We start from the raw sequence: 25,340 nt of genomic DNA on the forward strand, positions 1-25,340 counted from the left end.
ATTACAGGTTGGCGATGATAGCGTCTGCGAACTCAGAGGTCTTCACTTCCTTGGCGCCTTCCATGAGACGGGCGAAGTCGTATGTCACAACCTTGTCCGCGATGGTCCGCTCCAACGCGCGGGTGATGGCATCCGCCGCCTCCTGCCAGCCCATGTACTCAAACATCATGACGCCGGAGAGGATGACGGAACCGGGGTTGACCTTGTCGAGCCCGGCGTACTTCGGCGCGGTCCCGTGCGTGGCCTCGAACACGGCATGGCCGGTGACATAGTTGATGTTCGCGCCCGGCGCGATGCCGATGCCGCCCACCTGGGCTGCCAGCGCGTCGGAGATGTAGTCGCCGTTGAGGTTCATGGTGGCAATCACGTCGTACTCCGCAGGCCGCGTCAACACCTGTTGCAGGAACGCGTCGGCGATGACGTCCTTGATGATCAACTTGCCGGCCGCGACGGCCTCTTTCTGCGCGGCGTCGGCAGCCTCCTGGCCGCGCTCCGCCTTGATGCGGTCGTACTGGGCCCAGGTGAAGGTCTTGTCCGCGTACTCACGCTCAGCGAGCTCGTAGCCCCAGTTCTTGAAGGCACCCTCGGTGAACTTCATGATGTTGCCCTTGTGCACGAGGGTCACGCTCTTGCGCTTGTGGCGCAGCGCGTATTCGATCGCGGCGCGCACCAGCCGCTCCGTGCCCTCCCGCGACACCGGTTTGATGCCGATGCCGGACGTCTCCGGGAAGCGGATCTTCTTCACGCCCATTTCCTTCTGCAAGAACTCGATGACCTTCTTGACCTCCGGCGTGCCTTCAGCCCACTCGACGCCGGCGTAGATGTCCTCGGAATTCTCGCGGAAGATGACCATGTCGACCAGCTCGGGGTGTTTCACCGGGGAAGGGACGCCTTGGAAGTAGCGCACCGGGCGCTGGCACACGTACAGATCCAGCTCTTGCCGCAGGGCCACGTTGAGAGAGCGGATGCCGCCGCCCACGGGGGTCGTCAGCGGGCCCTTGATGCTCACGATGTACTCGGTCAGCGCGGTCAGGGTATCCTCAGGCAGCCACTCCTGGAAGAGATTGAACGCCTTCTCACCGGCGTACACCTCGTACCAGGCAATCTTGCGGCGCCCGCCATACACCTTCTCCACCGCGGCGTCAAACACGCGCTGCGATGCCCGCCAGATGTCCGGACCGGTCCCGTCGCCCTCGATGAACGGAATGATGGGGTGATCGGGGACATTCAATTTGCCGTCGACCAGCCGAATCGGTTCCCCCTGTGCCGGAGGGTTGAACTGTTTGAATTGCGGCATGCCACTGCCTCCCTCACGTGGTGAGTATACGGGTGAGACGGAGTCCGTATCGCGTGGAAAAGCTCCATAAAGCCCGTGCACGATCATATCACACTTGCAGAATGCAACAAAGAAGAAAAGGCTTTCACGCCGTAATCACGGAATGTTCATAAAATGTTCGCAATCTCAGCAAGAAGATACCATGAGGCCCGCCGGACGCCCCCCTTCCCCCTTCGAGGGGCACCGGAACGGGCCTCCGTCCCTGGTCACACCAGAAACCCGAACTTCTCCTTCACGGCGCGCAGGGTGGCATTCGCCCGCTCGGCTGCCGCCTCGGCGCCCCGGCGCAGGATCTCCTCCAGATGACCGGAGTCGAGCAGTTCGCGATACCGCGCCTGGATGGGGGTGAGCGCAGAGACGACGACCTCCGCCAGGTCGCGCTTGAAATCGCCGTATCCCTTGCCCTCGTACATCGCCTCCACCTCAGCCACCGTCTTGTCCGCGCACAGCGCGTAGATGGTGATGAGGTTGCTGACCGCAGGTTTGGCATCGGGATCGAACCGGACTTCCCGGCCCGAGTCGGTCACGGCGCGCATGATCTTCTTGCGGATGACGTCCGGCTCGTCCAGCATCGCGATGTAGGCGTTCGGGCTGGCGTCGCTCTTGCTCATCTTCTTCGATGGGTCTTCCAGGCTCATGATGCGCCCGCCGATCTTCGGGATGTACGGCTCGGGAAGGGTGAACGTCTCCCCGAAGCGGTGGTTGAAGCGCTCCGCGAGATCGCGAGTCAGCTCGAGATGCTGCTTCTGATCCTCGCCGACGGGGACCAGGTTGGCCTGGTAGAGCAGGATGTCGGCCGCCATCAAGGCAGGGTAGGTGAACAGCCCCGCGGTCACCACCTCGTGCCGGGCGGATTTGTCCTTGAACTGGGTCATGCGGGAAAGCTCGCCGTAGTACGCGACACACTGCAGGAGCCAGCCGAACTCGGCGTGGGCGGGGACGTGCGATTGAACGAAGAGGGTGGATTTCTCCGGATCGATCCCGCAGGCCAAATACAACGCGGCCAAGCTCAGCGTATTGCGGCGCAGGTCCGCGGGGTCCTGGGGAACGGTGACGGCATGGAGATCGACGATGCAAAACAGGCAATCGGCCTCGTCCTGCAGCCGGACGAAATTCTTCATCGCCCCGAGATAGTTTCCGATGGTCATGGTCCCGCTCGGTTGAATGCCGGACAGGACACGCGGACGGGTGCTCATGGAAATGGCCTCCTTTTTGGTTTGGTTTGGATGCGGCTTTCGATGCGGTGATGTTTTATCAAGGTGCACGAAAAAACGCCCATCCCTTGCTGGGACGGACGTATGCCGCGGTACCACCCAGGTTCGCGCCGCCACACCGCGACGCGCCCTCGCCCTGCCTGGTTCACATCACACACCAGACAGCCACCCGCTAACGGGGGTGATCCGAACCCTCCTACGGCTCCCGAATGCGGCGCCGTTCGGAAGGTTGGCTCCGAGGCCCACTCCGCGCATCGCGCTTGCCGGGCTTCCACCTCGCCCCGGCTCTCTGGAAAGGCGAACCGCGCGTACTCTCCTCTTCGCCGCCGATCTCGTGCTCAAGTTTGGGATTCATTATATCGGCCGCCTGCGGAGAACGCAAATGGATTCGCCGGAGTGAGAACAGTCGGCCGTCGGGCCGGCACGCGAACAAGGTGCGCGAACAGTTCGTGACTCCGTGCCCGCAACGGCATCGTCTGAGTTCACCGCAATCAGCCACGGGCGATCTTCCCGGCCGACACCGAGATCGGGCCCCATCTCCTTAAACGCGCGGCTGCTCAGCTCTCCCGCCGCCGAAGCGTTCCAACTGTCGCACCGACACCCAGCGTCCATCACGGCCCTACAGATGCACCCGGACGTCAAAAGGGCGGTCCCGTGTCACGCGGACCCATCCGCCCGAGGAAACCGAACCTTGTCCCGGCACGGTCAATGCGCACGGCCCACACGCATGGTTCAGGCGCCTGATCAACACGCGGCCCACCGACACAGCCAACCCTATCATCCGCGCCGCTGCCACGCCGCGTGAAGCGCCTCATAGAACGCACGCCAGGCCGGAGAGACGCCGTCCGGCATCGGGATCGCGGCCTTCACTGCCACCTCCCGCCGTGGCCGCCCGCGACGCCTCGGCTCCGCGACCCGTGTGTCCTTCGCGGCCCGCCTACCCCCTGCGACCCGCCCGCCGGCTGCATCCCCGCCGTTCCCTTGCGCCGATCCCCTCCGCCTCGGCATCCACCATCCCTCCCGTCATCGCGGCCCGACAGCCGCCCGCCGCTACTCCGTCACCCAGCTGCGCCGCAGCGCGAACAGATCGCGCAGTTCGTCCGTCGACAGCTCCGTGATCCACTGCTCACCCGCGCCGATGATCCCCTCGCCGAGGGCCAGTTTGCGTTCGATGAGCTGATCGATCCGCTCCTCCAACGTCCCCAACGTGATGAACTTGTGAACCTGCACGTGGCGATGCTGCCCGATACGGTACGCCCGGTCGGTCGCTTGGTTCTCCACCGCCGGGTTCCACCACCGGTCGAAGTGGAACACGTGGGTCGCCGCTGTCAGGTTGAGCCCCACGCCGCCCGCCCTGAGCGACAGCAGGAACACCCCCGCCCGCGACGCCGGGTCTTGGAACGTTGCGACCATGCGATCGCGATCGCCCGGCCGCACCCCACCGTGCAAAAACAGCACCGGCTCGCCCAGCGCGTCCTCCAGTGCCCGCCGCAACAGCTCGCCCGTCTCGACGAACTGCGTGAACACCAGGCACCGCTCGCCCGCCGCCCGGACCTCCTCGACCATCTCCAGCAGGCGCTCCAGCTTCTCCGAGCGGCCCCGCAGCCGCACCACCCGGCCCCCAAGCACAGAACCGGCCGCGACCGACGCACCGTCAATCGAACGCCGACCCGCACCGTCGACCGCACCATTCGTACCGTCGCCCGTACCGCCAGCCCCGCCGACCCAACGACCGCCCACACCGTCCCCCGCGCGGCCACGCCCGCCTCGAGGGCCGGCGGGATCGGCCTTCAAGAACGCCAGCGGATGGTTGCAGATCTGCTTCAGCTTCGTCAGGGTCGCCAGCACCAGCCCCCGCCGCTCCATGCCGTCCACGGCCTCCAGGCGCGCGAGCATGTCCTGCAGCACGCCCTCGTACAACGCCGCCTGCTCCTTCGTCAGCGGAACGTACACCTTCGCCTCCGCCTTCTCCGGGAGGTCGGCCGCGACCTCTGGATCGGTCTTCATCCGCCGCAGCAGGAACGGCCGCACCAGGCGCTGGAGGACGCGCGTCCGTGCCGCGTCCCCCGACTTCTCAATCGGTGCCGCAAAACGGCTGCGAAACACCCGTTCGCTGCCCAGATACCCCGGGTTGAGGAACGCGAACAGGGCCCACAGCTCCGTCAACCGGTTCTCCACCGGCGTCCCCGTCAAGGCCACGCGGTGGCGGGCCTGCAGGCGGCGCACCGCCTGTGCCTGCTTCGTGTGCGGGTTCTTGATGTTCTGCGCCTCGTCCAGGCAGACCGTGTCCCATACGACGCCTTCGAGCAGATCCTTGTCCAGGTGCGCCAACGTGTACGACGTCACCACCACGTCCGCCTCCCGGCACGCCTCCGCGAACGCCTCGTCCTTCGCGCGGCCTGCTCCGTAGTGCACGTACACGCGCAGCCCCGGCGCGAACCGTTCCAACTCCTTCTGCCAGTTGCCCACCACCGACGTCGGGCAGACGATGAGCGCTGGGCCGAGCGCCGCTCCCTCGCTCCGCACATGGAGCTGATATGCGATGAACTGCACCGTCTTCCCGAGGCCCATGTCGTCCGCCAAGCACGCGCCCAGGCCGAAACGGCGCAGGAACACGAACCAGGAGAAGCCGATCCGCTGGTACGCGCGCAGCTCCCCCCGGAACCCGGGTGGCGTGGGCAGGATCGGCATCTGCAGGATGTCCCGCAGGCCGCCCACCAACGCCCGCAACGGCTCGTTGAGCGCCACCTCAAACGGCGCTTCCGCGATGGCAGCGTCCCCGGGATCCACCGCCATCGCGCCGTCCCGGCCGGGCTCCGCGCGCTCCCTGACGGCACCGTCCCCACTGGACTCCGGGCGCTCCGCCCGGGCGTCGCCCGTACCAAGCCCCCCGGCGGGGTCCCCCTCCGTCCCCTCGGCGTCGTCGTCGCCGAGCAGGGCCCGCTCCAACACGTCCGCCAGGGTGAGCGCCTCCCCGCGCCGTTTCATCGTCGTGAGCAGGCGATGCGCCCAGACCGGATCGACGACGCGCCACGCGCCGTGGAACCAGATCAGGCGGCGCTTTTGGGCGACCAGGCGCTCGAACGCCGCCGGGTCCATCTCCTCGCCGCCCAGCGCGACGCGCCAGTCGAATTGGACCGTCTGATCGATCCCGAACATGCCATGCACGCCGCTCGCCGGACGCACCCGCGCCCGCAGGCGCGGCCGCTGCCGCATCGCCCGCTCCCACCAAGCCGGCACCATCACCCAGCATCCCGCCACCCGCAACGGCGCGATGGCCTCGGTGAGAAAGCGCCACGCGTCCGACTCAGACAAGTGGCCGCGGGGGAGCCAGCCGCCCGCGGGATCGGCCAACCACGGCACCGCCGCCAACCAACGCTCCACCGCCTGCCGCAGGCGTTCCTCGTGCACCGCCCAGTCCGATGGCGCGGGCGGCAGGTCCGGGTCGAGCGCCACCCCGGCCTCCGGGGTGCCCCCCACCGCGCGTGATCCCGGACCGGTCTCCAGCTCCGACTGCTCCGCCCGGGCCACGTCTGGCCACAGGCCGTACACCAGGTCCGGCTGGACCTTGTCGCGCAGAACCACCTCCAGCCGCCAGCCCGCCGCTCCCGCTCCGCCGGCGGCATCATCCGAACCCACCGCGCCGTCCGCGGCATCACCCGAACCCGCGCCGCCGTCAAAGCCGTCAAGGCCGACGACACCGGCGAGGCCCATCACCGGCTCACACAGCCGCAGGCCCGGTGTGAACGGGCACGGGTCCGGGCGCCAACCGATGGCCTCGTGCCACTGCGCCTCCTCCAGCCACAGGCCGCCATCCGGGTCCTCCGCCAGCACGGGGTGCGCGTCCAACACCCCCTGCCACGCCCGCGCCAGGTCCACGTCGGACACGACCAGCTCCCAGACGGCCTCATTCGCCCACTCCCGCACCCAGTCCGGGAGATCGCCCAGCGCGTCCGCGCCGTCCTCCGACAGAAGCCGCCAAGCGGGCCGCCCGGGCTTGGCGCCGTCGAGGGAGGGCGCCAGGCGGGCTTCCGCGACGGCCGCCGCCATGCGCTGGGCGGCCTGACGCCAGACCGGGAGATCGTCCGGCCAACCCCAGTCCACCATCCGGTTGGGCGCCAGTTGGGCGAAAAACGTCACCGCCTGGAGGGGGGTGAGCAGGATGCCCCACCGGTCTTCCTCCATGTCCGTCACCAGCACCACGTCCGTGCCGTAGAACGTGTCGGGATGGTGCGCCAGGACGAGGTGGGACAAGTGCTTCAGCAGGTCCGCGTCGGCGAGGGGCACGTCCGGGTCCCGGATCAACACTCCCCGCCCCGGCTGCCAGCGAAACACCAGGCGGATGGACATCACCCGGCTCATTCCACCACCCCCTTGCGCTGCAGCTCCTCCTGCAGGGCGCGCAGGCGCTGATGCCGCTGAACGAAGCGCGCGATGAACGCCTCCCAGCGGTCGGGCCGCTTCACCTTGTGATACAGCTTCCGCAGGCGGACGAGCACCCGCACGGCCTCGCGGTACGCGTCGCGCTGGCGCTGATCGACCAGGCGCTGGACCAGGTGGTGGTAGACCGGAATCAGCGCCTCCGGCTTCCTGCGCGCCACCAGGTCCACCTCGTCCTTGGCCAGGAAAGGAACGTTCCAGAGGGCCATCATGACCACGTCCGCCCATTCCTCATACCGATCCCGTTGCAGCAGATACAACCGGTATTCTCGCCCGCCAAGGCGCATGTCCGCCCGCAGCATCTCCTCGTACTCCGTGCGCGTCGCCTCGTGCCGGTCCGCCAGGATGCGCCACACCGGGGCGACGTAGTGCTCGTGCACCGCACTCTGCGTCCCCAGGGTGTCCCGCAGCCACCGCAGCCACGTGAGCAGCGCGTCCAGGTTCTGCGTGCGCATCACCGCCACCAGGGTGTGGGCCACCAGCACACCTTCCGGCACGCCCACCGGCTTGACCTCCGCCAGCGCCTCATCCGGCCGGCCCGCGGCCGCCAGCAGATAGGCCGTCATGTGGCGCAGATACGGCCTTCGATCCGCCGGACACCCCGGCTCCTGCGCCCGCAGCCAAACGATCTCGCGATCGCACAGGGCGGGCTGCCCCCGGAGCAGGCGGTCCCATACGGACTGCGCCACCAGGACCGTGTCCGCTCGGAGCAGGGATGGCAGGAGGCAACGGGCTCGAAGGAAGTTGGCCCACGCCTCGGGGGCGTCCACATGCGCGGGGAGGCGATCCTCGACCTCAGACAGCCAGGCGTGAAAATCGTTGACGGATAGGCGAGCGGCCCGCTCCGCCTCCGCGACCACGAACCAGGGGGATCCCTCGAGGCGGTGCACGTGCAGCCAGAGGGCGTGGATCACGCACAGGTGCACGACGATCCGCGCCAGCAGCCCGTTTTGGCCACCCCGGGACACGGACGCCAACAGGCGATCCTGCAGCCCCCGGATCTCCTGCGCCAACGAGTGCGCAGGCGTCCGCTGGCGCAATGACGCCAGTTGCCCGTCGACGGCACGGACCACCTGAGCCAGTTCCTCCGGCAACCGGGAGATCGGCTCTTCGAGCGTGCGCGTCCCCGGCGGCTCGGTTCGGGCGGCACCAGCCACCCACACCGCCGGGGCCGAACTCGGCGTTGCCGCCTCCCCCGTCGCCGCGGACTCGTCCGCTCCTTCCAGGCCCTCGAGGCCGGTGCCGAGGCCGTACACGAAGGCCAGCGGATCGCCTCCCACGGCATCGATCAACGTCAGGTAGACGGCGACGATGTGTTCGCAGAACGCCTGGTCAGCGGGACACGTGCAGTAGCCGCGGACACGCCCGCTGACCCAGTCCAGTTGGATGGCATACATCCGCGCCCCGGAGACGGTGGCGTGGGCGCCCGTCGCTTGGAAGGTCAATGACCGAACGCGCCCCCGCTGCCAATGATCATGGCCTCGTTGGCGCGTGAGGGAAGTGGTCGACACGCACAGCGCCTCGCCGAGGCGCGCGATCTCGCTGATTTGAAACGGCACGTCCATCCGCCCGGTCCCGCTCCTGTCCGGCAGAAATTCGGCGCGCGCACGGCGGTCCGCACGCGCACCTCCCTGTCTTTCCATCATTCTAGCGGATCACGGGTCGGAGGGACGCCAGGACGACCTCATCGCCAACCGGTCAGCCGGTACACCCTGCACTCGTATGGCCGCAGACGGAACCGGTGGGGCGGATTCTCGTCCGCGACGCCCTCCCCGTGGGGTTCGACCGGGTAATTGGCCAGCAGCAATTCCCCCCCTTGACACGGGACCGCCGGCGGCAGTTCGAACAACGGGCTGCCATCAAAGAAGTTGGCGACGACGAGCCAGCGTTCGTCCATGAAGGTACGCGTATACGCCCAGATCTCCTCATCCTCCGGCAGGAGGAGTTCGTACTTGCCGTAGACCACCACCGGATGCTGCTTGCGCAATTGAATGAGGCGCCGGTAATGGTGGAAGATGGAGTTCGGATCCGCCATGGCCTGCCGCACGTTGATCTCCGGGTAATTGGGATTGACCCGGATCCAGGGCGTCCCCGTCGTAAAACCGGCATTGGGGGAGTCATCCCATTGCATGGGGGTGCGTGCGTTATCCCTGCCCTTCAGGTGAATCACCCGCAAGATGGCGGCCGGATCCTCGCCCCCTTTGAGCACGCGTTCCTGCCAGAGGTTATGGATCTCCACGTCCCGATAGTCCTCGATGCGGTCGAACGCACAGTTGGTCATCCCGATTTCCTCGCCCTGGTAGATGTACGGCGTGCCCTGCATCATGTGCAGGACGGTCGCCAGCATTTTCGCCGACTCCACCCGGTAGGGACCGTCATTTCCAAACCGGGAGACCACCCGTGGCTGATCGTGGTTGCTCCAGTAGAGGCTGTTCCACGCCTTTCCGTACAGTTCGTCTTGCCACCGGCTCATGACGGCCTTCAACTCGGTCAGGCGCCACGGCCTCGGCCGCCACTTGTCACCGTCCGTGGCGTCGATGCTCATGTGCTCGAATTGGAACACCATGTTGAGCTCGTGCCGATCCTCGCCAGCGAACAGGAGGGCATGTTCCGTCGTGACGCCGCCCGTTTCTCCAACGGTCATGATGTCGTATTTGGAAAGGATTTTCTCGTGCATTTCCCGCAGATAATCGTGCACCTTGGGTTGGTTCAGGAAATACTGGCCCCCCCAGGCGTACCGCTGGCCAGGCTGGGCCGGTGCGTCGGGCAAGCCCTCCGCTTTGGCAATGGCATTGATGACGTCCATGCGAAATCCGTCGATCCCCTTGTCGAGCCAGAACCGCATGATATCGAAGATGGCCTCGCGCACCTTCGGGTTTTCCCAATTCAAGTCCGGTTGACGGCGGCTGAACAGGTGCAGGTAGTACTGACCGGTCCGTTCGTCCCATGTCCAGGCCGGAACGCTGAAGTGAGAGAGCCAGTTGTTGGGTTCCCGTCCGTCCTTCCCGTCCCGCCAGATGTACCAGTCGCGGTACGGATTGTCCCTGGAGGATCTTGACGCCACGAACCACGGGTGTTCGTCGGAGGTGTGGTTTGCCACCAGGTCCATCACCAGTTTCATCCCGCGCGCGTGCACCTGGCGCAACAGCTCGTCAAAATCGTCCAGGGTGCCAAACTCAGCCATAATCTTGCGGTAGTCGCGGATGTCATAGCCCATGTCGTCATTGGGCGAATCATAGATGGGGTTCAGCCACAACACGTCGACGCCAAGGGTTTGCAGGTAATCTAGCCTGGCAATGATGCCGCGGAGGTCACCGATCCCGTCGCCATTGGTGTCCATGAACGATCTCGGGTAAATCTGGTACACCACGACTTCCTTCCACCATGCCGGCCGGCAGGACTGCGGCTGAGCATTCGTCGATGTTGCCAAAGAGGTAGACACGGACTTCACGACCTCCTCAACCGTTCTTGAGACCACTTCGAGATGACCTTCAACCCTTCACTGCACCGGCGGTGAGACCGGAGACGATCCATTTCCGGAACGCCGCGACCAACACCACAATGGGCAGAATGGATAGGACAGACCCGGCAAAGATGTCCCCGTAAGGAACGTTGTACTGATCGCTGAACAACCCGATACCGACAGGGATGGTCCGCATGGTTTTCGACGCGTTGAACACCAGCGCCATGAAAAACTCGGTCCAAGCGGCGACGAACGTGAACACCGCGGTGGTGAAGATGCCCGGCGTCGTCAGGGGCAAAAAGATTCGCAGGAACGTCTGCCACACGGATGCCCCGTCCATTTTTGCCGCCTCCAACAACACCCCTGGCACCTGCAGGAAGTAGTTGCGCATGATCCAGATCGCGAAGGGCAGGTTGAACGCGGTATACGGGACAATCAGCGCCTGATACGAGTTCAGCCAGCCGAGTGCCCGCATGAACATGTACAGGGGCGTCACGATGGCGATGGCCGGGAACATGGAGATGATCAGCAGGAAGATCAGCACCGGTGTCTTTCCGCGGACGGGAAGACGGGCGATCGCAAAACCGGCCATGCTGGACAACATCACGACGAACAGCGTGGTCAAACAGGTGACAATGACGCTGTTCCGCAAGTATACGCCGAAGCCATACCGGAGGAATGCGTTTCGGTAGTGCTCAAGCGTCCAGTGCACCGGCCACGCCGTGGGCGGATACGCTGCCACTTCGCCCGTGGGCTTGAACGAGGTGACCACCATCCAATAGAAGGGCAACAAGATCAACACCAAGAACAACACCAGCACTGCGTAGCCGAGTCCTGTGCGCCAACGGCTTTCCACCATGTCACGCGCCCTCCTCGACCAATGCTCGAAATGCAGACAAGAAAATCAACGACAAGGTGAGCACCATGAGCACGGTGCTGACTGCCACCGCGGCCCCCACGCCGAAGTGCAGGTTCTGGAACAGCGCCTGCTCCCCCAATACCGCCAGGGAAGTCGTGGCGTTCCCCGGTCCACCGCCGGTCAACACAAACGGCAGGTCAAATACGCCAAAGGCCTGGAGGATGCGAAACACCGCCGCCAGCGCGATTGACGACCGGAGCAGAGGAAAGGTGACCTTCCAAAAAACTGTCCATGGCCCTGCGCCGTCCATGACCGCCGCCTCATGGTACTCGGCGGGGATCATCTGCAGGCCTCCCAGCAGGATGATGACGACGAAAGGCGTGGTCTTCCAGATGTCCGCCACCATCATCGACAAGACGGCGCCTGTCGAGGTCCCCGGCCAAGTCACCGGAGCCTGTATCAGATGCAAGGCCTGGAGAATCGCATTGAGCACACCATAGACGCCGTTGTAGATGTACGACCACATCTGGGCCGAAACGACCGTGATCAACGACCAAGGGATGAGCATGACCACCAGCGACAGGTTCTTCAGCCGCTGTACCCGGTAAATGGCCAGAGCGATGAGCATTCCCAGAATCAATTCGGCAAAAACGGTCACCACCGCGTAATAGGTCGTGAACCATGCACTGTGCCAGAATGCGCTGCTGTGCACCAGCGTCCCGTAGTTCGCCAGCCCTGTGAAACGCATGTCGTAACCGTTGACCGTCAGATGGACGTCATGGAAGCTCATCCAAACCGAGTAGAGGATGGGGAACACGGTCACTCCGGCCACCACCACAGCGGAGGGCAGCAGCATGAGATAACCCGCCCTGCGGTCCCCGTCCTGGTGTGTCCGGTGCCGTCGAACCCTGATCCTTCCAGAAACATCTGGTTGTCCCTCCGCCCCGGCCGCGTACGGCATGATCCTCACCTCCAAAACAGGACGGCGGAGTCCATGGATCTCCGCCGCTCCTCCTGCCTGCCTCCCCGAGTGCAACGGACGGGATGGTTTGACTTACAATCCACTGCCGCTGACCGCGGACTGCACCTGCTGCTGAGCCTTCTTCAAGGCGTCGTCCACAGACACACTGCCCGTCAGGGCCTGGTTGACGTTCGTGTAAATTGCCTGCGACACCTGCGGATAATTGGGCGTCTGTGCTGGACGCGGTACGAATTTCACCTTCGGAATCACGGAGAACACCGGGCTCAGCTGTGCGAGGGACGGATCCTGGGCCACCTGTTTGTTGGTTGGGATCTCACCGAAACGTTTCGCCAGGATGGACTGGGCGTCTGGACCGGTCATCCAGTCCACGAAGGCCAACGCCGCCGCAAGGTTCTTGGTGTGCGGATTGACCATCAGGTCCCATCCTCCGACACAACTGTAACCTTCGCTGCCGCCGAATGTCGGCAAGGCGACGACCCCCACCTTGCCGACGACCTTGGACTGCCCTGGTGTCTGCGAATTGTTCCACGCATACGTCCAGTTGCGAAGGAACGCCGCGTCCCCCTGATTGAACGCGTCCATCGTATCGTTCTCTTTGAAGGTGACCTCGCTCTTGGGGGAAACCCCCGATTGCACCAAATCCCTCAAAAACGACAGGGCCTTTTTCGCCGCGTCGGAGTCCAGGACAGGCTTGCCGCTGTCGTCCAACACACGGCCGCCCGCGTCCGCCAGGAACTCCGTGAAGTCACAGGTGAGTCCCTCGTAAGATGCTCCCTGCCAGACAAACCCGTATTTGACCAAGCCCTTTTGCTGCAGCGTCTTTGCCTCCTGTTCCACCTGCTCCCAACTTGTAGGAACCGGGAGATTGGCCTTTTCCAGCAGGTCCTTGCGGTAGAACAGGAATGCGGTATCCGCAAAGAAAGGCGCCGCGTAAATGTGGCCTTGGTACGTCGCACCTTCTACCAACCCGTCGGAGAATCGATCCCAGAAGTCCTTTGGCAATTTGTCATCCAACGGGAGTGCCAATTGCGCGTTTGCGAATTGCGCCGGCCAGATGACATCCGCCAGGTAAACGTCCGGTGTGGCCGAACCTCCGCCGATGGTGGTGGTCAAACTCGCCCGGTTCGTATCCGTGTCGCTGTTCTGGTCCTGCAATTCAACGTGGATATTCGGGTGAGATTTTTCAAACGCGTCAATGAGTGCCTTCCGCAAACCCGTGTGCGTGATCGGGGGAGCTGCCCATACCACGGTTCCGCTCGCGTGACTCAGGTCGATGCTCCCGGCAGGGTTGGCATTCGTCGAATTCCCCGGCGTGTTCGCCGTCGTCTGCGCACTCCCGCAACCGGCCAGCAACATGCCTGCTGCAGCGGCCGACGACACCAATGCCAAGACAGGTTTCATAGGTCACCCTCCTCATGGTCGACTGTCCAGACCATCCAGAATGGGCCGCACCGACTCCCGTTCCACGATGTGGTGCGGCAGGTAGTGCACCCCGTGCTCCGCGCTGCTCAGATGGGGATGTTCGGTCAATTCGACCAAACGTTCCACCGCCCGGGCACCGATCTCCCGAAACGGCTGCGCCACGGTGGTCAAGCGCGGTGTCAGCATCGAGGCGATCTGAAGATTGTCGAATCCCATGACGGACATGTCGTCCGGCACTCGGAAACCGCGGTCGTTCAGGCAGCGAATCGCACCCAGGGCCATTTCGTCGCTCGCTGCCGCAACCGCCGTCAAACGAAGCTCACTCTGCCGTTCCAACAACCGCTGCATCGAGGTATAACCGCTTTCCATCCTGTAATCGCCAAACTCCACACAGGCCTCTCCGCTTTCGAGTCCGAAATGGCGCACAGCCTGCAGGAACCCTTCGTAGCGCTGCTGGCCGGTGATATCGTGCGGCATCTGCCCACCCAAAAATCCGATCCGCCGGTGTCCGCGTGTGACCAGGTAGGCCACCGCGTCGAAGACGGCTCTCCGCTCATCCACCTTGTAAGCGGACAGCGGCGTTTTCGCGAGGGACTCGGTGAGCGCCAGAACCACCGGGATGCCGATGCGTTGCAGCAACGGATCGGCATTTTCATCCAAGGTTTCACTGGTGTAGAGAATGCCGTCCACCTCGTGTTGCCGCATGAATGAAAACGCATCCAGAACGCGGTGTGCCGAATTTTCGGTGTTGAACATGAGAACCTTCCGACCGTGACGGGATGCCGCTTGTTCAATCCCGGCGTACAGTTCATTGAAGAACAGGTTGGTGATGCCGGGCACAATCAACCCAATCGTGTCCGTCCTCCGCACGCTCAGGCCGCGCGCGGCCGCACTCGGTTGAAAGTCCAACTCGTCCATCGACCGCCGAACCTTCTCGCGCGTGGCTGGATCCACCAATTCGGGTCGATTGAGGACGCGCGACACGGTTGCCGGTGACACCCCGGCATGCTTTGCCACGTCACGGATGGTCACCCGCATTCCGCTCTCACCCCCATTTTGGCGATCTGCGTGCCGCCCCTCCGCCCCTGGCCGTCTCTTCACCGAAAAGCCACATCGTCCAGCGGAAACCCATGAAACGCGGCACTGAAACCACGGATGAAACAGTTTCATAAATCGGTTTCATCCCGATTTCGATTTCATGGTATAGCGCTTTCATGGCGTCGTCAAGAGATGGGAGAAACCAAAAAGCCTTGGCCGAAGAGGCCAAGGCGGAGTGGGGGCGGAGGCCATTGACAGCCAGTGCCTTTTGAATTACCGCTTGATGTACTGCGACAGGTTCAAGAGATCGACCACGATGATCAACAGTGCGGCCAGGTAGTACCAAATCAGGATCAAGAAGTGCGTCGGGTCGAGGGTCGTCAACCCGGCCAGCAGGATGAGCGGCAAGATGTGGTACAGCAGCGGATGGGTCGCGGCGTTCGCCATCTCCTGCCAGCTACCCCGGCCCGTGAGCCCCTTGATGACCTGAACCACCAGGTTCACGCCCGTGAGGATGAGAACGCTCCAGAGGGCCACCAGCATCCCCAGATGGTGTGCAATCAGGGTCAACATGCGGCATGCCTCCTTCGCATGAACGTGGAAGATGAATTCACTTCCACCCTATGCACAGGCTCCGGACATGCCACGGCGTTCCCCCATGTTCCACCGCGGGGCAGGCTGGGGCCGGCAGGGACAGCCTGCGGTCAGCAAGCCAATGGCTCCCCCCCGCGCGGCCGACCGCCTCACAACACCTGGGCCCGGCCTTTGTACACCAGCCCGCGCTGCGGATCGACCGTGATGAGCGCCCCATCTTCCACCTTCGCCAAGGCCCCTTGCGCCGACACGATGACCGGCTTGCCCAGGTTCAGGCCGACGATGGCCGCGTGAGAGGTCAGCCCGCCCTCCTCGGTGATGATGGCGGCCGCCCGCTCCATCGCCGGCACCAGATCCGCGTCGGTGCTGGTCGTGACGAGGATGCTCCCTTCCTTCGTCCGGGCCAGGATGTCCTCCGCGTTTCGCGAGACGACAGCCCGGCCGCTGACCGCCCTTTGGCCGATCCCGATGCCTTGTACCAACACCTCGCCGATGGTGTGGACCTTGATGAGGTTCGTCGTGCCGCGCTGACCGACGGGCACCCCGGCGATGATCAACACCAGGTCGCCGTGCTGGACCAGGCCTGCGTCGAGCGCGCCGTCGACGGCCGTCTCCAGGACCTCGTCGGTGGTCGACGCCTCCCGCACCACCACCGGGTACACGCCCCAGGTCACCGTCAGCCGTCGGGCCACCTCCGGCCGCGGCGTCGCCGCGACGATGGGCGCAGCGGGCCGGTGTTTGGCCATCATCCGGGCGCTGTAGCCGGAGGTCGTCGCCGTCAGGATGGCTTTCACGCCCAGATCGGATGCCATCGTCTGCGCCGCGTGGCCGATGACATCCGTGATGGCCCGCTCCACGCCCGTCTTGTGCCGGCCGGCGACCTCGTGCTCGGCGAGCGCCCGCTCGGCCCGCTCCGCAATCTGCGCCATCGTCCGGACCGCCTCCAGCGGGTAGCGGCCCGCCGCCGTCTCGCCGCTGAGCATGATGGCGTCCGTGCCGTCGAAGATGGCGTTCGCCACGTCGCTTGCCTCCGCCCGCGTCGGCCGCGGGTTGCGCTGCATCGAGTCGAGCATCTGCGTCGCCGTGATGACCGGCTTGCCCGCCGCATTGCACAGGGCAATCATCCGCTTTTGCGCCAGCGGCACCTCTTCCGTCGGGACCTCCACGCCGAGATCGCCGCGGGCCACCATGATGCCGTCCGCCACCTCGACAATCTCCGCGAGGCGGTCGAGGCCCTCCTGCGTCTCAATCTTCGCGATGATGTCCGCGTGGTAGTCCTGCTCCTCCAGCAGGCGCCGGACCTCGAGCACGTCAGCCGCCTTGCGCACGAACGAGGCCGCGATGAAATCCACGCCCTGCTCAATGCCAAATCGGATGTCCGCCGCGTCCTTCTCCGTCACACCAGGGATGCGAAGCGTCACGCCGGGGACGTTGATGCCCTTTCGGTCGCGCAGGATCCCGCCGTTGGTCACGCGGCAGACGATGTCCCGGCCCTCGACCCGCTCCACCACCAGGCCAATCAGGCCGTCGTCGATGCGGATGGGCGCGCCGGGGTACACATCTTCGACGAGCCCCTCGTACGAGATGGACACCCGCTCGGCCGTCCCATACTCCAGCGGATCGACCGTCAGGACGATGGTCGCTCCGTCCTTCAGCTCGGCCTGCCCGCCCTGGATCTTGCCGGTGCGGATCTTCGGCCCCTTGATGTCGAGCATGATGCCCACGTGCTTGCCCACCCGCCGGGCCGCCTCGCGAATGCGGTCGATGCGCTGCTTATGCTCGTCATACGTGCCATGCGAAAAGTTCAGGCGCGCCACGTCCATGCCGGCGCGGATGAGCGCCTCCAACATCTCGGGCGACTCGCTGGCCGGCCCGATGGTGCATACGATCTTCGTTCTCCTCATGCCCATTCACCCTTCATCCAAAGTCCAACGCGCGAGCGCCGCCAAGACCCTTGCCCCGCCCGGGCACAACCTGCCGTCCGCGCGGCCACCCGCGCCGCCGCGTCTCAGATGGACAGCATGTTCACCAGCTCGTACAGCCGCATGTCCGGCTTCCTGGCCGTCGTGAACACCGTCTCAAAGTCCACCGCGGCCAGCGCCCCGTTTTGCGTCGCCGCCATTTTACCGCTCGCCCCCTGGCGCAGCAAATCCACCGCGTAGGCGCCCAGTTGGCTGGCCAGCACGCGATCCCGCGCGGACGGCGCCCCGCCGCGCTGAATGTGGCCGAGCACCGTCACGCGCACCTCGAAACCGGTGTGCGTCGCCAGGTGTTTGCCGATCTCAATCCCGCTGCCCGCCCCCTCCGCGACGAGGATGATGGAGTGCTTTTTGCCGCGCGCGACACCGCGCTCCAAGCGGCGGATCACCTCGTCCAGCGAAAAGGGCGCCTCCGGGATCAGCACCGATTCGGCCCCGCCCGCCAAGGCCACGTGCAGCGCGATGTCGCCGGCGTTGCGGCCCATCACCTCGACCACGTAGGTGCGCTCGTGGGAAGTCGCCGTGTCGCGGATCTTGTCGATGGCCTCGATGGCCGTGTTGACCGCCGTGTCGAATCCGATGGTGGCGTCGCAGCAGGGGATGTCATTGTCGATGGTGCCCGGGATGCCGATGGTCGGCATGCCGAGCTCCGCCAGTTTCTGAGCCCCGCGAAAGGAGCCGTCTCCGCCGATGACGACCAGCCCGTCGATGCCGTGCTTGCGCAACACCTCGTACCCCTGCCGCTGGCCCTCGGGCGATTTGAACGGCTCGCACCGCGCCGTGTACAGCACGGTGCCGCCGCGCTGAATCACATCGGCTACCGAGCCAAGGGTCATCGGCATCAGCTCTTCGTGCAACAACCCGCTGTACCCGCGCTGAATGCCGATGACCTCCAGGCCGTGATAAATGCCTGTCCGCACCACCGCACGCACCGCCGCGTTCATTCCCGGCGCATCGCCGCCGCTGGTCAACACCGCGATCCGCTTCACACCCGTTTCCTCCCCTCTGGCCTCCTCTCCGCCCGGTCAGCGGATGTCGCGGAGGCTTCTGCTGGGTCTTGGTATACAGTTTGTACCCTTCTTCCGGCCTGGCCTCGCGGGAACACATTTTGCCCGCCTGGACATTTTTTGTCCCGTTTGATCCAGAAGGGGGTGCCCGCCGTCAGACGGGCACCAAATCCGTTCACCGTTCCGCAAAACTTCCCATAGCCCTGTACTTATCGTAACGCGCCTGCAGCAGTTGGGCAATAGGGACCCGGGAGAGCTCCTCGAGCGCTTGGACAGCCTTCTCCTTGACCCGCGCCACCATCGCCGCGGGGTCCTTTTGGGCGCCTCCGGGCGGCTCCGGCAGGACCTCGTCGGCGATGCCGAAAGCCAGGAGATCGGACGCGGTGATGCGCATCGTCTCAGCGGCCCGGGGGGCCTGGCTGGCGTCCTTCCACAGGATGGCCGCCGCCGACTCGGGGGCAATGACCGAGTACCAGGCGTATTCAAGCACGTAGACGCGGTCCGTCACCCCGAGTCCCAGGGCACCGCCGCTGCCCCCTTCGCCAGTGACGAAGCACACCGTCGGCGTGCGAAGGCCGGCCATCTCGCGCAGGTTGCGGGCGATGGCCTCGCTCTGGCCGCGCTCCTCCGCGGACATGCCCGGATACGCGCCGGCCGTGTCGATGAACAGGATCACCGGCCGCCCGAATTTCTCCGCCTGTTTCATCAGCCGCAGGGCCTTCCGGTAGCCCTCCGGATGGGCCATGCCGAAGTTGCGGTAGATGTTCTCCTTGGTGTCGCGGCCTTTCTGCGTCCCGATGACCGTCACCGGCCGCCCCTCGAGGAGGCCGATCCCGCCGACGACGGCGGGATCGTCCCGGAAATTCCGGTCCCCGTGCAATTCGACAAAATCGGTGCACAGGCCGCGTATGTAATCCAGCGTCGTGGGCCGGCCCGGCTGGCGCGCCAACTGCACCCGCTGCCAGGCGGTGAGCCCCTGGTAGACGCTCTGCGAGAGCTCCGCCAGCCGCTCCTCCAGCTTGGCGACCTCCTCGGTGAGGTCGATGCCGGTGGTCTCCATCAGCTGGCGCAGTTCGTCGACCTTTTGCCGCAGCTCCAGGATGGGCTTCTCGAACTCCAGCTCATTGGGCATTCGCCCACCCCCTCGCCGCGTGGATGCGCAGGATGGCCGCCAGGGTGTCGCGCATCTGCTTGCGGTCCACCACTTTGTCCACCATCCCGTGCTTCAGGTTGAACTCGGCGGTCTGAAAGTCGTCCGGCAGCTTCTGGCGGATGGTCTGCTCAATCACCCGCCGGCCGGCGAACCCGAAGAGAGCGCCGGGCTCGGCGAGGATGATGTCGCCGAGGCTCGCGAAGCTGGCGCTGACACCCCCGGTGGTCGGGTGGGTGATGACGGACACGAACAGCACACCCTTCTCGTGCAACTGCTCCAGGGCGACGCTGGTCTTCGCCATCTGCATCAGCGACAGGATGCCCTCTTGCATGCGCGCCCCGCCCGAGGCCGTGAACAGGATGAGCGGATAGCGTTTTTGCGCCGCGCGTTCCATGGCGCGCGCCAGCTTCTCGCCCATCGCGGAGCCCATGCTGCCCATGATGAATCGGGAATCCATGACGCCGATGACCACCGGGTGCCCGTCGAGGGTCCCTTCGCCGGTGACCGCCCCCTCCAGCAGGCCCGTGGCCTCCTGTGCCTTGCGCAGCTTCTCGGGATAGCCGGGGAACGACAGTGGATCGACGGAGGTGATCCCGGGGTCGTATTCAAAGAAGCTGTCGGGGTCGAGGGTAATGTCGATCCGCATGCGGGCGTCGACTGGAAAATGGTAACCGCAGTGGGGGCAGGTGTTGAGATGCTTTTGCAGTTCCTTCGAGATCAAGAGCGCACCGCAGGACTGGCACTTGTTCACCAGGCCCTGCGGGATGTTGTCCCTCGGCGCCGCGGCAGGCCCCTTCGCCCGATCCTCCGCCTTCGTGGCGAGGGTCGCGTACTGGCGCTTTTTATGAAACAGGTCCTTGAGCACCTTGTCACCTCGCGTGCACGCCGCGTGCTTATTCGTACGACGAGTGCAGCACGTCGTTCAACACTTCCTGGACCTCGTCCAACTCGCTCTCCGGGACGAGGATCTCGTATTGCTGTTTGGAGACGTGCGTCTTCCGAACCTTGACCAAGAACCCTTCGTCCGCCAGCCGGCGTCGAATCTGCTCCGCCTGCTTGTCCGACTGCGCGATGTAGATGACGGTCCACATGGCAGGTGATTCTCCCCTGTCCGGGAACCCGCGGCCCCGCCCCGGGCCTGCCCGGGCCACCCCTGGTCACGGATATGATGACGTGTCGTCCATGATTCTATCACACGCGCCGGAGGACTCACAAACCAAAGGGGTGCCGCGCGGCGCGCCCATCCCCTGGCGCGCCGTCCCCGGGCACCCCCTCGCCGCGGACCGGCAGCGTCACCTGTCGGTCAATGAATGCTCGCCATGCGCCGCGTGCGCTCGGCCACCTCCGCGGGATCCACCTTCACGCGGGCGACCCCGCCCTCGATGGCCGCCTGCGCCACCGCCGCCGCGACGGCTGGGGCGACGCGCGGATCGAACGGCTTCGGGATGACATAGTCCGGCCGCAATTCCTCGTCGCTGACCAAACCCGCGATGGCATAGGCGGCCGCCATCTTCATCTCCTCAGTGATGTGCTTGGCCCGGGTGTCGAGCGCACCGCGGAACAGGCCCGGGAAGGCGAGCACGTTGTTGATCTGGTTCGGATAGTCGCTGCGCCCCGTGCCGACCACCCGCGCCCCCAGCGCCAGCGCCTCCTCCGGGTGGATCTCCGGTACCGGATTGGCCATCGCGAAAATGACGGGATCCTCGTTCATGGTCCGCATCATTTCGCCGGTCAACGCCCCCGCGACGGAGACGCCGATGAACACGTCCGCCCCGGCGATCACGTCGGCCAGCGTCCCCTGTCTCCCCTCGGGGTTGGTGTTCTCCGCCACCAACCGCTTGACCTCGTTCATGCCGGCGGTCCGCCCGCGGTAGATGGCGCCCTTCGTGTCGCACAGGATGATGTGCCGGACCCCGGCGGACAACAGGAGCTTCACGGTGGCGATGCCCGCCGCCCCGGCGCCGTTGACGACGACGCGGATGTCCTGCATCCGCTTCCCGACCACCTTCAGGGCGTTGATGAGGCCGGCGAGGGTGACAATCGCAGTGCCGTGTTGATCATCGTGGAAGATGGGGATGTCCGTCTCCCGCTTCAAGCGCTCCTCAATCTCAAAGCAGGCCGGCGCCGCGATATCCTCCAGGTTGACCCCGCCGAACTGGGGTTCCAGCATCTTCACCGCCCGCACCAACTCGTCGGTATCCTCTGTGTCCAGGCAGATGGGGAAGGCGTCGACGCCTGCGAAAGCCTTGAACAGCACGGCCTTGCCTTCCATGACCGGCAAGGCGGCCGCCGCGCCGATGTTCCCAAGCCCCAGCACCGCCGTCCCGTTGGTGACGATGGCCACCGTGTTGCCCTTCGCAGTGTACTCGTACGCTTTCGACTTGTCGAGGTGAATCTCCTTGCAGGGCTCCGCGACCCCCGGCGAGTATGCCAGGCTCAGGTCGCGCGCGTTCTCCACCTGCACCTTCGGCTGCACCGCCAGCTTGCCGCGGTTGAGCCGGTGCAACTCCAGCGCGTCCTCCCGCAACGCCACGCAAAACATCCCCTTTGCGGATTGGTGCCACTTCTCAGACGGCTTGCTCCATGATGCGACGCCGGCGTGCGGCGCCAGCGTGCGATGCCCGCGTCGCATGCCGGCGGCCCGCTCCCCGGTTCCGCAGCGAATGCGCGCAGCCGCCGTTGTCAGACATTATAGCACGTTTCGAACATTGATCATCCCCGGAGATCCCGGGCGTGTCCCCAAGATGTCAGCGGCGCGCCACTTGTGGCGCCCCGGCGTTTCACGCGTGCGTCCCCGGCGAGTCGCCCGGATCCCCGGATCCCCGGATCCCCGGATCCCCGGATCCCCGGATCCCCGGATCCCCGGGTCCCCGGCGCATCACCGGCGCGGCATCCAACCGACCTTCGCGTTCCCGATGCCCACCACTTCTTCCAGGGCCCCGATGAGCTCCGGCGTCAGCGCCACCGACCAGCGCGGCTGCAGCAGCCGCGCGCGGCGCCGCGCCTGGTCGTAGAGGGCGACCCGGACCGGGCCCGGCTGTCGGACCAACAGTTCTTTCACCCGCTCGAGCACGTCCTCGGGCCCCCGCCGCGGGTCGTAACGGATGTACAGCACCCGCTCCTGGACTGGACGCCCCTCGTCCCACGACAGGCCGAGGCCCTGCGACTGGCGGCCCTCCTCCGCCAGTTGATACGCCTCCTCGAGGATGTCCAGGGCGGCCTGGCGGCCCGCGCCCTTCGGCAGAAACGAGGACAGGGCCCCCGCCGCGAGGAGGCTCTCGACCGCCTTCCGGTTGCACGCCCTCGGATTGACCCGCTGCAAAAAGTCCACCAGCGACCGAAACGGCCCTTGCGCCCGCGCCTCCAGGATGGCCTCGACCGCACCGCGTCCGACGTTGCGGATGGCGAGCAGCCCGGTGCGGATGGCGTCGTCCGCCTCCACCGTGTACCCGGCGCCGCTCTCGAGGACGCTCGGCGGCAGGACGCGGATGCCGTGCTGCCGCGCGTCGCGCACATACTCCCGCGTCTTGGTTTCGTCCCCCATCGCCATCGTCAGGAGCGCCGCCAGGAAATCGGCCGTGTGGTGCGCCCGCAGGTAGGCGGTGCGAAACGCGAGCACCGCATATGCCGCCGCGTGGCTGCGGTTGAAACCGTAATCGGCGAAGCGGACGATGAGGTCGTAGACGCTGTGGGCCAGGGCCTCGTCATACCCCGACCGGACGCACCCCTCGACGAAGCGCGACCGCTCCGCGTCGAGCACCTCCCGCTTCTTCTTGCCCACCGCCCGCCGCAACAGGTCGGCCTGGCCGAGCGAAAACCCGGCCATCCGCGAGGCAATTTGCATGATCTGCTCCTGGTACACGATGACCCCGTAGGTGTCCCGCAGGATGGGCTCCAGGTCCGGATGCGGATAGGTCACCGGCGCCCGGCCGTGTTTGCCGTCGATGAAGGCCGGGATGTTCTCCATCGGCCCCGGCCGGTACAGCGAGATGACGGCGATGAGGTCCTCCAGCCCCGTCGGGCGCAGATCGCGCAGCACCCGCCGCACCCCCGCCGACTCCAACTGGAAGCAGCCGTTGGTCTCGCCGCGGGAGAGCATCGCGTACGTCCGCGGATCGTCCTCCGGGATCCGGCGCCAGTCCAGCTTCTGTCCGGTGCGCGCCTCAACGCTGGCGGTGCAGCGGTCTATCAACGTGAGCGTGCGCAGCCCGAGAAAGTCCATCTTGATGAGTCCTAGGGCCTCGATGTCCTCCATCGCGTACTGCGTCACCGGCACGCCGTCGGCCCCGGGCTGCACCGGGACCAGATCGCTCAAGGGCACCGGCGAGATCACCACCCCGGCGGCGTGGACGGAGGTGTGGCGCGGAAAGCCCTCGATGCCCCGGGCCGTCTCCCAGACCCTGCGCGCCTCGGGGTTCTCCGCCAGCATCTGGCCGATGGCCGGCGCCTCCTCCAGCGCCTTGGCCAGGGTCATGCCGGGGTGGGACGGAATCAACCGGGCCAGCCGGTCGATGACCCCGGCATCCGCCTGCAGCGCCCGCCCGGCATCCCGGATGGCCGCCCGCGCCGCGAGGGTGCCGAAGGTGCCGATCTGGGCCACGTGATCGACCCCGTACCGTTCCACCACATACCGGATGACCTCGTTGCGGCGCTCATACTCGAAGTCGGTGTCGATGTCCGGCCACGACACGCGTTCCGGATTGAGGAAGCGTTCGAACAGCAGCTTGTGCCGTAGCGGGTCCACGTCGGTGATGCGCAGCGCGTACGCCACCAGGCTCCCCGCGGCCGACCCGCGCCCGGGGCCGGTGGAGATGCCGTTCTTGTGAGCGAAGCGGATAAAATCCGCCACCACCAGAAAGTAATCGGAAAACCCCATCCGCTCAATGACGCCCAGCTCGTAGTCCAGGCGATCCCGCACCGCGTCCGTCAGCTCGCCGTACCGCTGGCGCGCCCCGGCCTCCGCCGCCCGCCGCAGCACCACGGCCGCAGGCTCCCCTTGCGTCGGATAGCGGGGCAACAGCGTCTGTCCGACGGGCAGCGTGAGCTCGCACCGTTCGGCGATGGCCAGGGTGCCCGCGAGCGCCTCCGGCAGCTTGGCGAACCGGCGCGCCATCTCCTCCGGGCTCGCGAAGTGGTAGAGATCTCCCTGCAGCATCTGCGCCCCGGGACCGGCCTCAATCTGGGCCAGCACCCGCTGCACGGGGGCGTCCTCGCGGCGGGCGTAGTGGACATCGTTGGTCGCCACCAGCGGCAGGCCGAGTTGGCGCGCCGCCCGCACCAGGCCCGGCAAGCCGCGGCGCTCCTCGGGCAACTGGTGGTCCTGCACATCGATGTACAGGTCACCCGCTGGCCACACGTCCGCCCACCGCTGCAACCAGGCCATCGCCTCCTCCTCGCGCCCGGCCGAAAACCAGCGCAAAGGCAGCGACTCCCCCCCGCCCACCAGGGCGATGAGGCCCGCCGAATGGGAGGCCAACTCCGAGAACGTCACAAACGGCTGACGATCCCGCCGGTGCGCCCGCGTGACGAGCCGCACGAGGTTTTGGTAGCCCTCGTAGCCGGTGGCGAGGAGGACGGCGTGATCGAGCGGCGGACCGTTCGGCCGGCCTTCCGCCAACGTCTCCGCGTCCTGGTCGGCGCCCACGGCCAACTGCGCGCCCACGATGGGCTTCACGCCCGCCTGTTTCGCCATCTGGTAGAAAGCGACGGCGCCGTACAGGGCATTGGTGTCCGTCACCGCCACCGCGGGCATTTCCATCTCGGCCGCCAGACGCACCAGGTCCGCCAGGCGAAGGGCCCCTTCGCGCAGCGAATACTCGCTGTGCACGTGCAGGTGAACGAATTCCATCCTCC

The 25,340-nt window shown here is 65.8% G+C and carries 18 protein-coding genes; all 18 read right to left on the reverse strand.

The genetic code is table 11. The annotated features are described in order from the left end of the window. Nucleotide 1: 1 nt before the first annotated feature. Nucleotides 2-1,297, reverse strand: coding sequence for an NADP-dependent isocitrate dehydrogenase (icd, locus tag BM357_RS02950; RefSeq protein ID WP_074949481.1), 1,296 nt, complete (start codon nt 1,295-1,297; stop codon nt 2-4). 245 nt (nt 1,298-1,542) lie between these two features. Continuing rightward, nucleotides 1,543-2,532 (reverse strand): tryptophan--tRNA ligase, encoded by a 990-nt coding sequence (trpS, locus tag BM357_RS02955; protein ID WP_074949484.1) that lies wholly within the window; start codon nt 2,530-2,532, stop codon nt 1,543-1,545. Between the two features lie 795 nt (nt 2,533-3,327). Further along, entirely contained in the window at nt 3,328-3,558 is a 231-nt protein-coding gene (locus tag BM357_RS19190) for a hypothetical protein (protein WP_139234535.1), read from the reverse strand. 42 nt (nt 3,559-3,600) lie between these two features. Continuing rightward, nucleotides 3,601-6,912 (reverse strand): DEAD/DEAH box helicase, encoded by a 3,312-nt coding sequence (locus tag BM357_RS20060; protein WP_074949486.1) that lies wholly within the window; start codon nt 6,910-6,912, stop codon nt 3,601-3,603. Then, nucleotides 6,909-8,555: an SWIM zinc finger family protein gene (locus BM357_RS02965; protein WP_074949488.1), complete on the reverse strand. Its 1,647-nt coding sequence runs from the start codon at nt 8,553-8,555 to the stop codon at nt 6,909-6,911. Before BM357_RS02965 ends, BM357_RS20060 begins: the two co-directional genes overlap by 4 nt. 119 nt (nt 8,556-8,674) lie before the next feature. Then, nucleotides 8,675-10,420, reverse strand: a complete 1,746-nt coding sequence (locus tag BM357_RS02970) for a glycoside hydrolase family 13 protein (RefSeq protein WP_074949490.1) — start codon at nt 10,418-10,420, stop codon at nt 8,675-8,677. Between the two features lie 61 nt (nt 10,421-10,481). Then, on the reverse strand, nt 10,482-11,312 hold the full coding sequence (locus tag BM357_RS02975; RefSeq protein WP_074949491.1) for a carbohydrate ABC transporter permease: 831 nt from the start codon (nt 11,310-11,312) through the stop codon (nt 10,482-10,484). A 1-nt stretch (nt 11,313) separates the two neighbouring features. Next, entirely contained in the window at nt 11,314-12,168 is an 855-nt protein-coding gene (locus tag BM357_RS02980; protein ID WP_074949711.1) for a carbohydrate ABC transporter permease, read from the reverse strand. 198 nt (nt 12,169-12,366) lie between these two features. After that, nucleotides 12,367-13,695, reverse strand: a complete 1,329-nt coding sequence (locus tag BM357_RS02985; protein WP_074949493.1) for an ABC transporter substrate-binding protein — start codon at nt 13,693-13,695, stop codon at nt 12,367-12,369. 12 nt (nt 13,696-13,707) lie between these two features. Continuing rightward, nucleotides 13,708-14,754 carry a LacI family DNA-binding transcriptional regulator gene (locus tag BM357_RS02990; RefSeq protein WP_074949495.1) on the reverse strand — a complete coding sequence of 349 codons (1,047 nt, stop codon included), beginning with the start codon at nt 14,752-14,754 and terminating at the stop codon, nt 13,708-13,710. A gap of 273 nt (nt 14,755-15,027) precedes the next feature. Beyond that, nucleotides 15,028-15,327, reverse strand: coding sequence for a hypothetical protein (locus tag BM357_RS02995; protein ID WP_074949496.1), 300 nt, complete (start codon nt 15,325-15,327; stop codon nt 15,028-15,030). Nucleotides 15,328-15,497: 170 nt separating this feature from the next. Further along, the gene (gene pyk, locus BM357_RS03000) at nt 15,498-17,252 is read right to left on the reverse strand and encodes a pyruvate kinase (RefSeq protein WP_074949713.1); all 1,755 of its coding nucleotides are present in this window, start codon (nt 17,250-17,252) and stop codon (nt 15,498-15,500) included. A 104-nt stretch (nt 17,253-17,356) separates the two neighbouring features. Further along, on the reverse strand, nt 17,357-18,316 hold the full coding sequence (gene pfkA / locus BM357_RS03005; RefSeq protein ID WP_074949498.1) for a 6-phosphofructokinase: 960 nt from the start codon (nt 18,314-18,316) through the stop codon (nt 17,357-17,359). A 193-nt stretch (nt 18,317-18,509) separates the two neighbouring features. Beyond that, the gene (locus BM357_RS03010; protein ID WP_074949500.1) at nt 18,510-19,466 is read right to left on the reverse strand and encodes an acetyl-CoA carboxylase carboxyltransferase subunit alpha; all 957 of its coding nucleotides are present in this window, start codon (nt 19,464-19,466) and stop codon (nt 18,510-18,512) included. Next, on the reverse strand, nt 19,456-20,352 hold the full coding sequence (gene accD / locus BM357_RS03015) for an acetyl-CoA carboxylase, carboxyltransferase subunit beta (protein WP_074949502.1): 897 nt from the start codon (nt 20,350-20,352) through the stop codon (nt 19,456-19,458). Before accD ends, BM357_RS03010 begins: the two co-directional genes overlap by 11 nt. 28 nt (nt 20,353-20,380) lie before the next feature. Next, nucleotides 20,381-20,578, reverse strand: a complete 198-nt coding sequence (locus BM357_RS03020) for a glutamate decarboxylase (RefSeq protein ID WP_074949504.1) — start codon at nt 20,576-20,578, stop codon at nt 20,381-20,383. Nucleotides 20,579-20,790: 212 nt separating this feature from the next. After that, entirely contained in the window at nt 20,791-22,020 is a 1,230-nt protein-coding gene (gene ystJ, locus BM357_RS03025; RefSeq protein WP_074949506.1) for an NADP-dependent malic enzyme, read from the reverse strand. Nucleotides 22,021-22,365: 345 nt separating this feature from the next. Beyond that, nucleotides 22,366-25,335 carry a DNA polymerase III subunit alpha gene (gene dnaE, locus BM357_RS03030; RefSeq protein WP_074949508.1) on the reverse strand — a complete coding sequence of 990 codons (2,970 nt, stop codon included), beginning with the start codon at nt 25,333-25,335 and terminating at the stop codon, nt 22,366-22,368. Nucleotides 25,336-25,340: the final 5 nt, after the last annotated feature.

Origin of the sequence: Paenalicyclobacillus macrosporangiidus, from assembly GCF_900116805.1 — a bacterium.
Lineage (GTDB): Bacteria > Bacillota > Bacilli > Alicyclobacillales > Alicyclobacillaceae > Alicyclobacillus_H > Alicyclobacillus_H macrosporangiidus.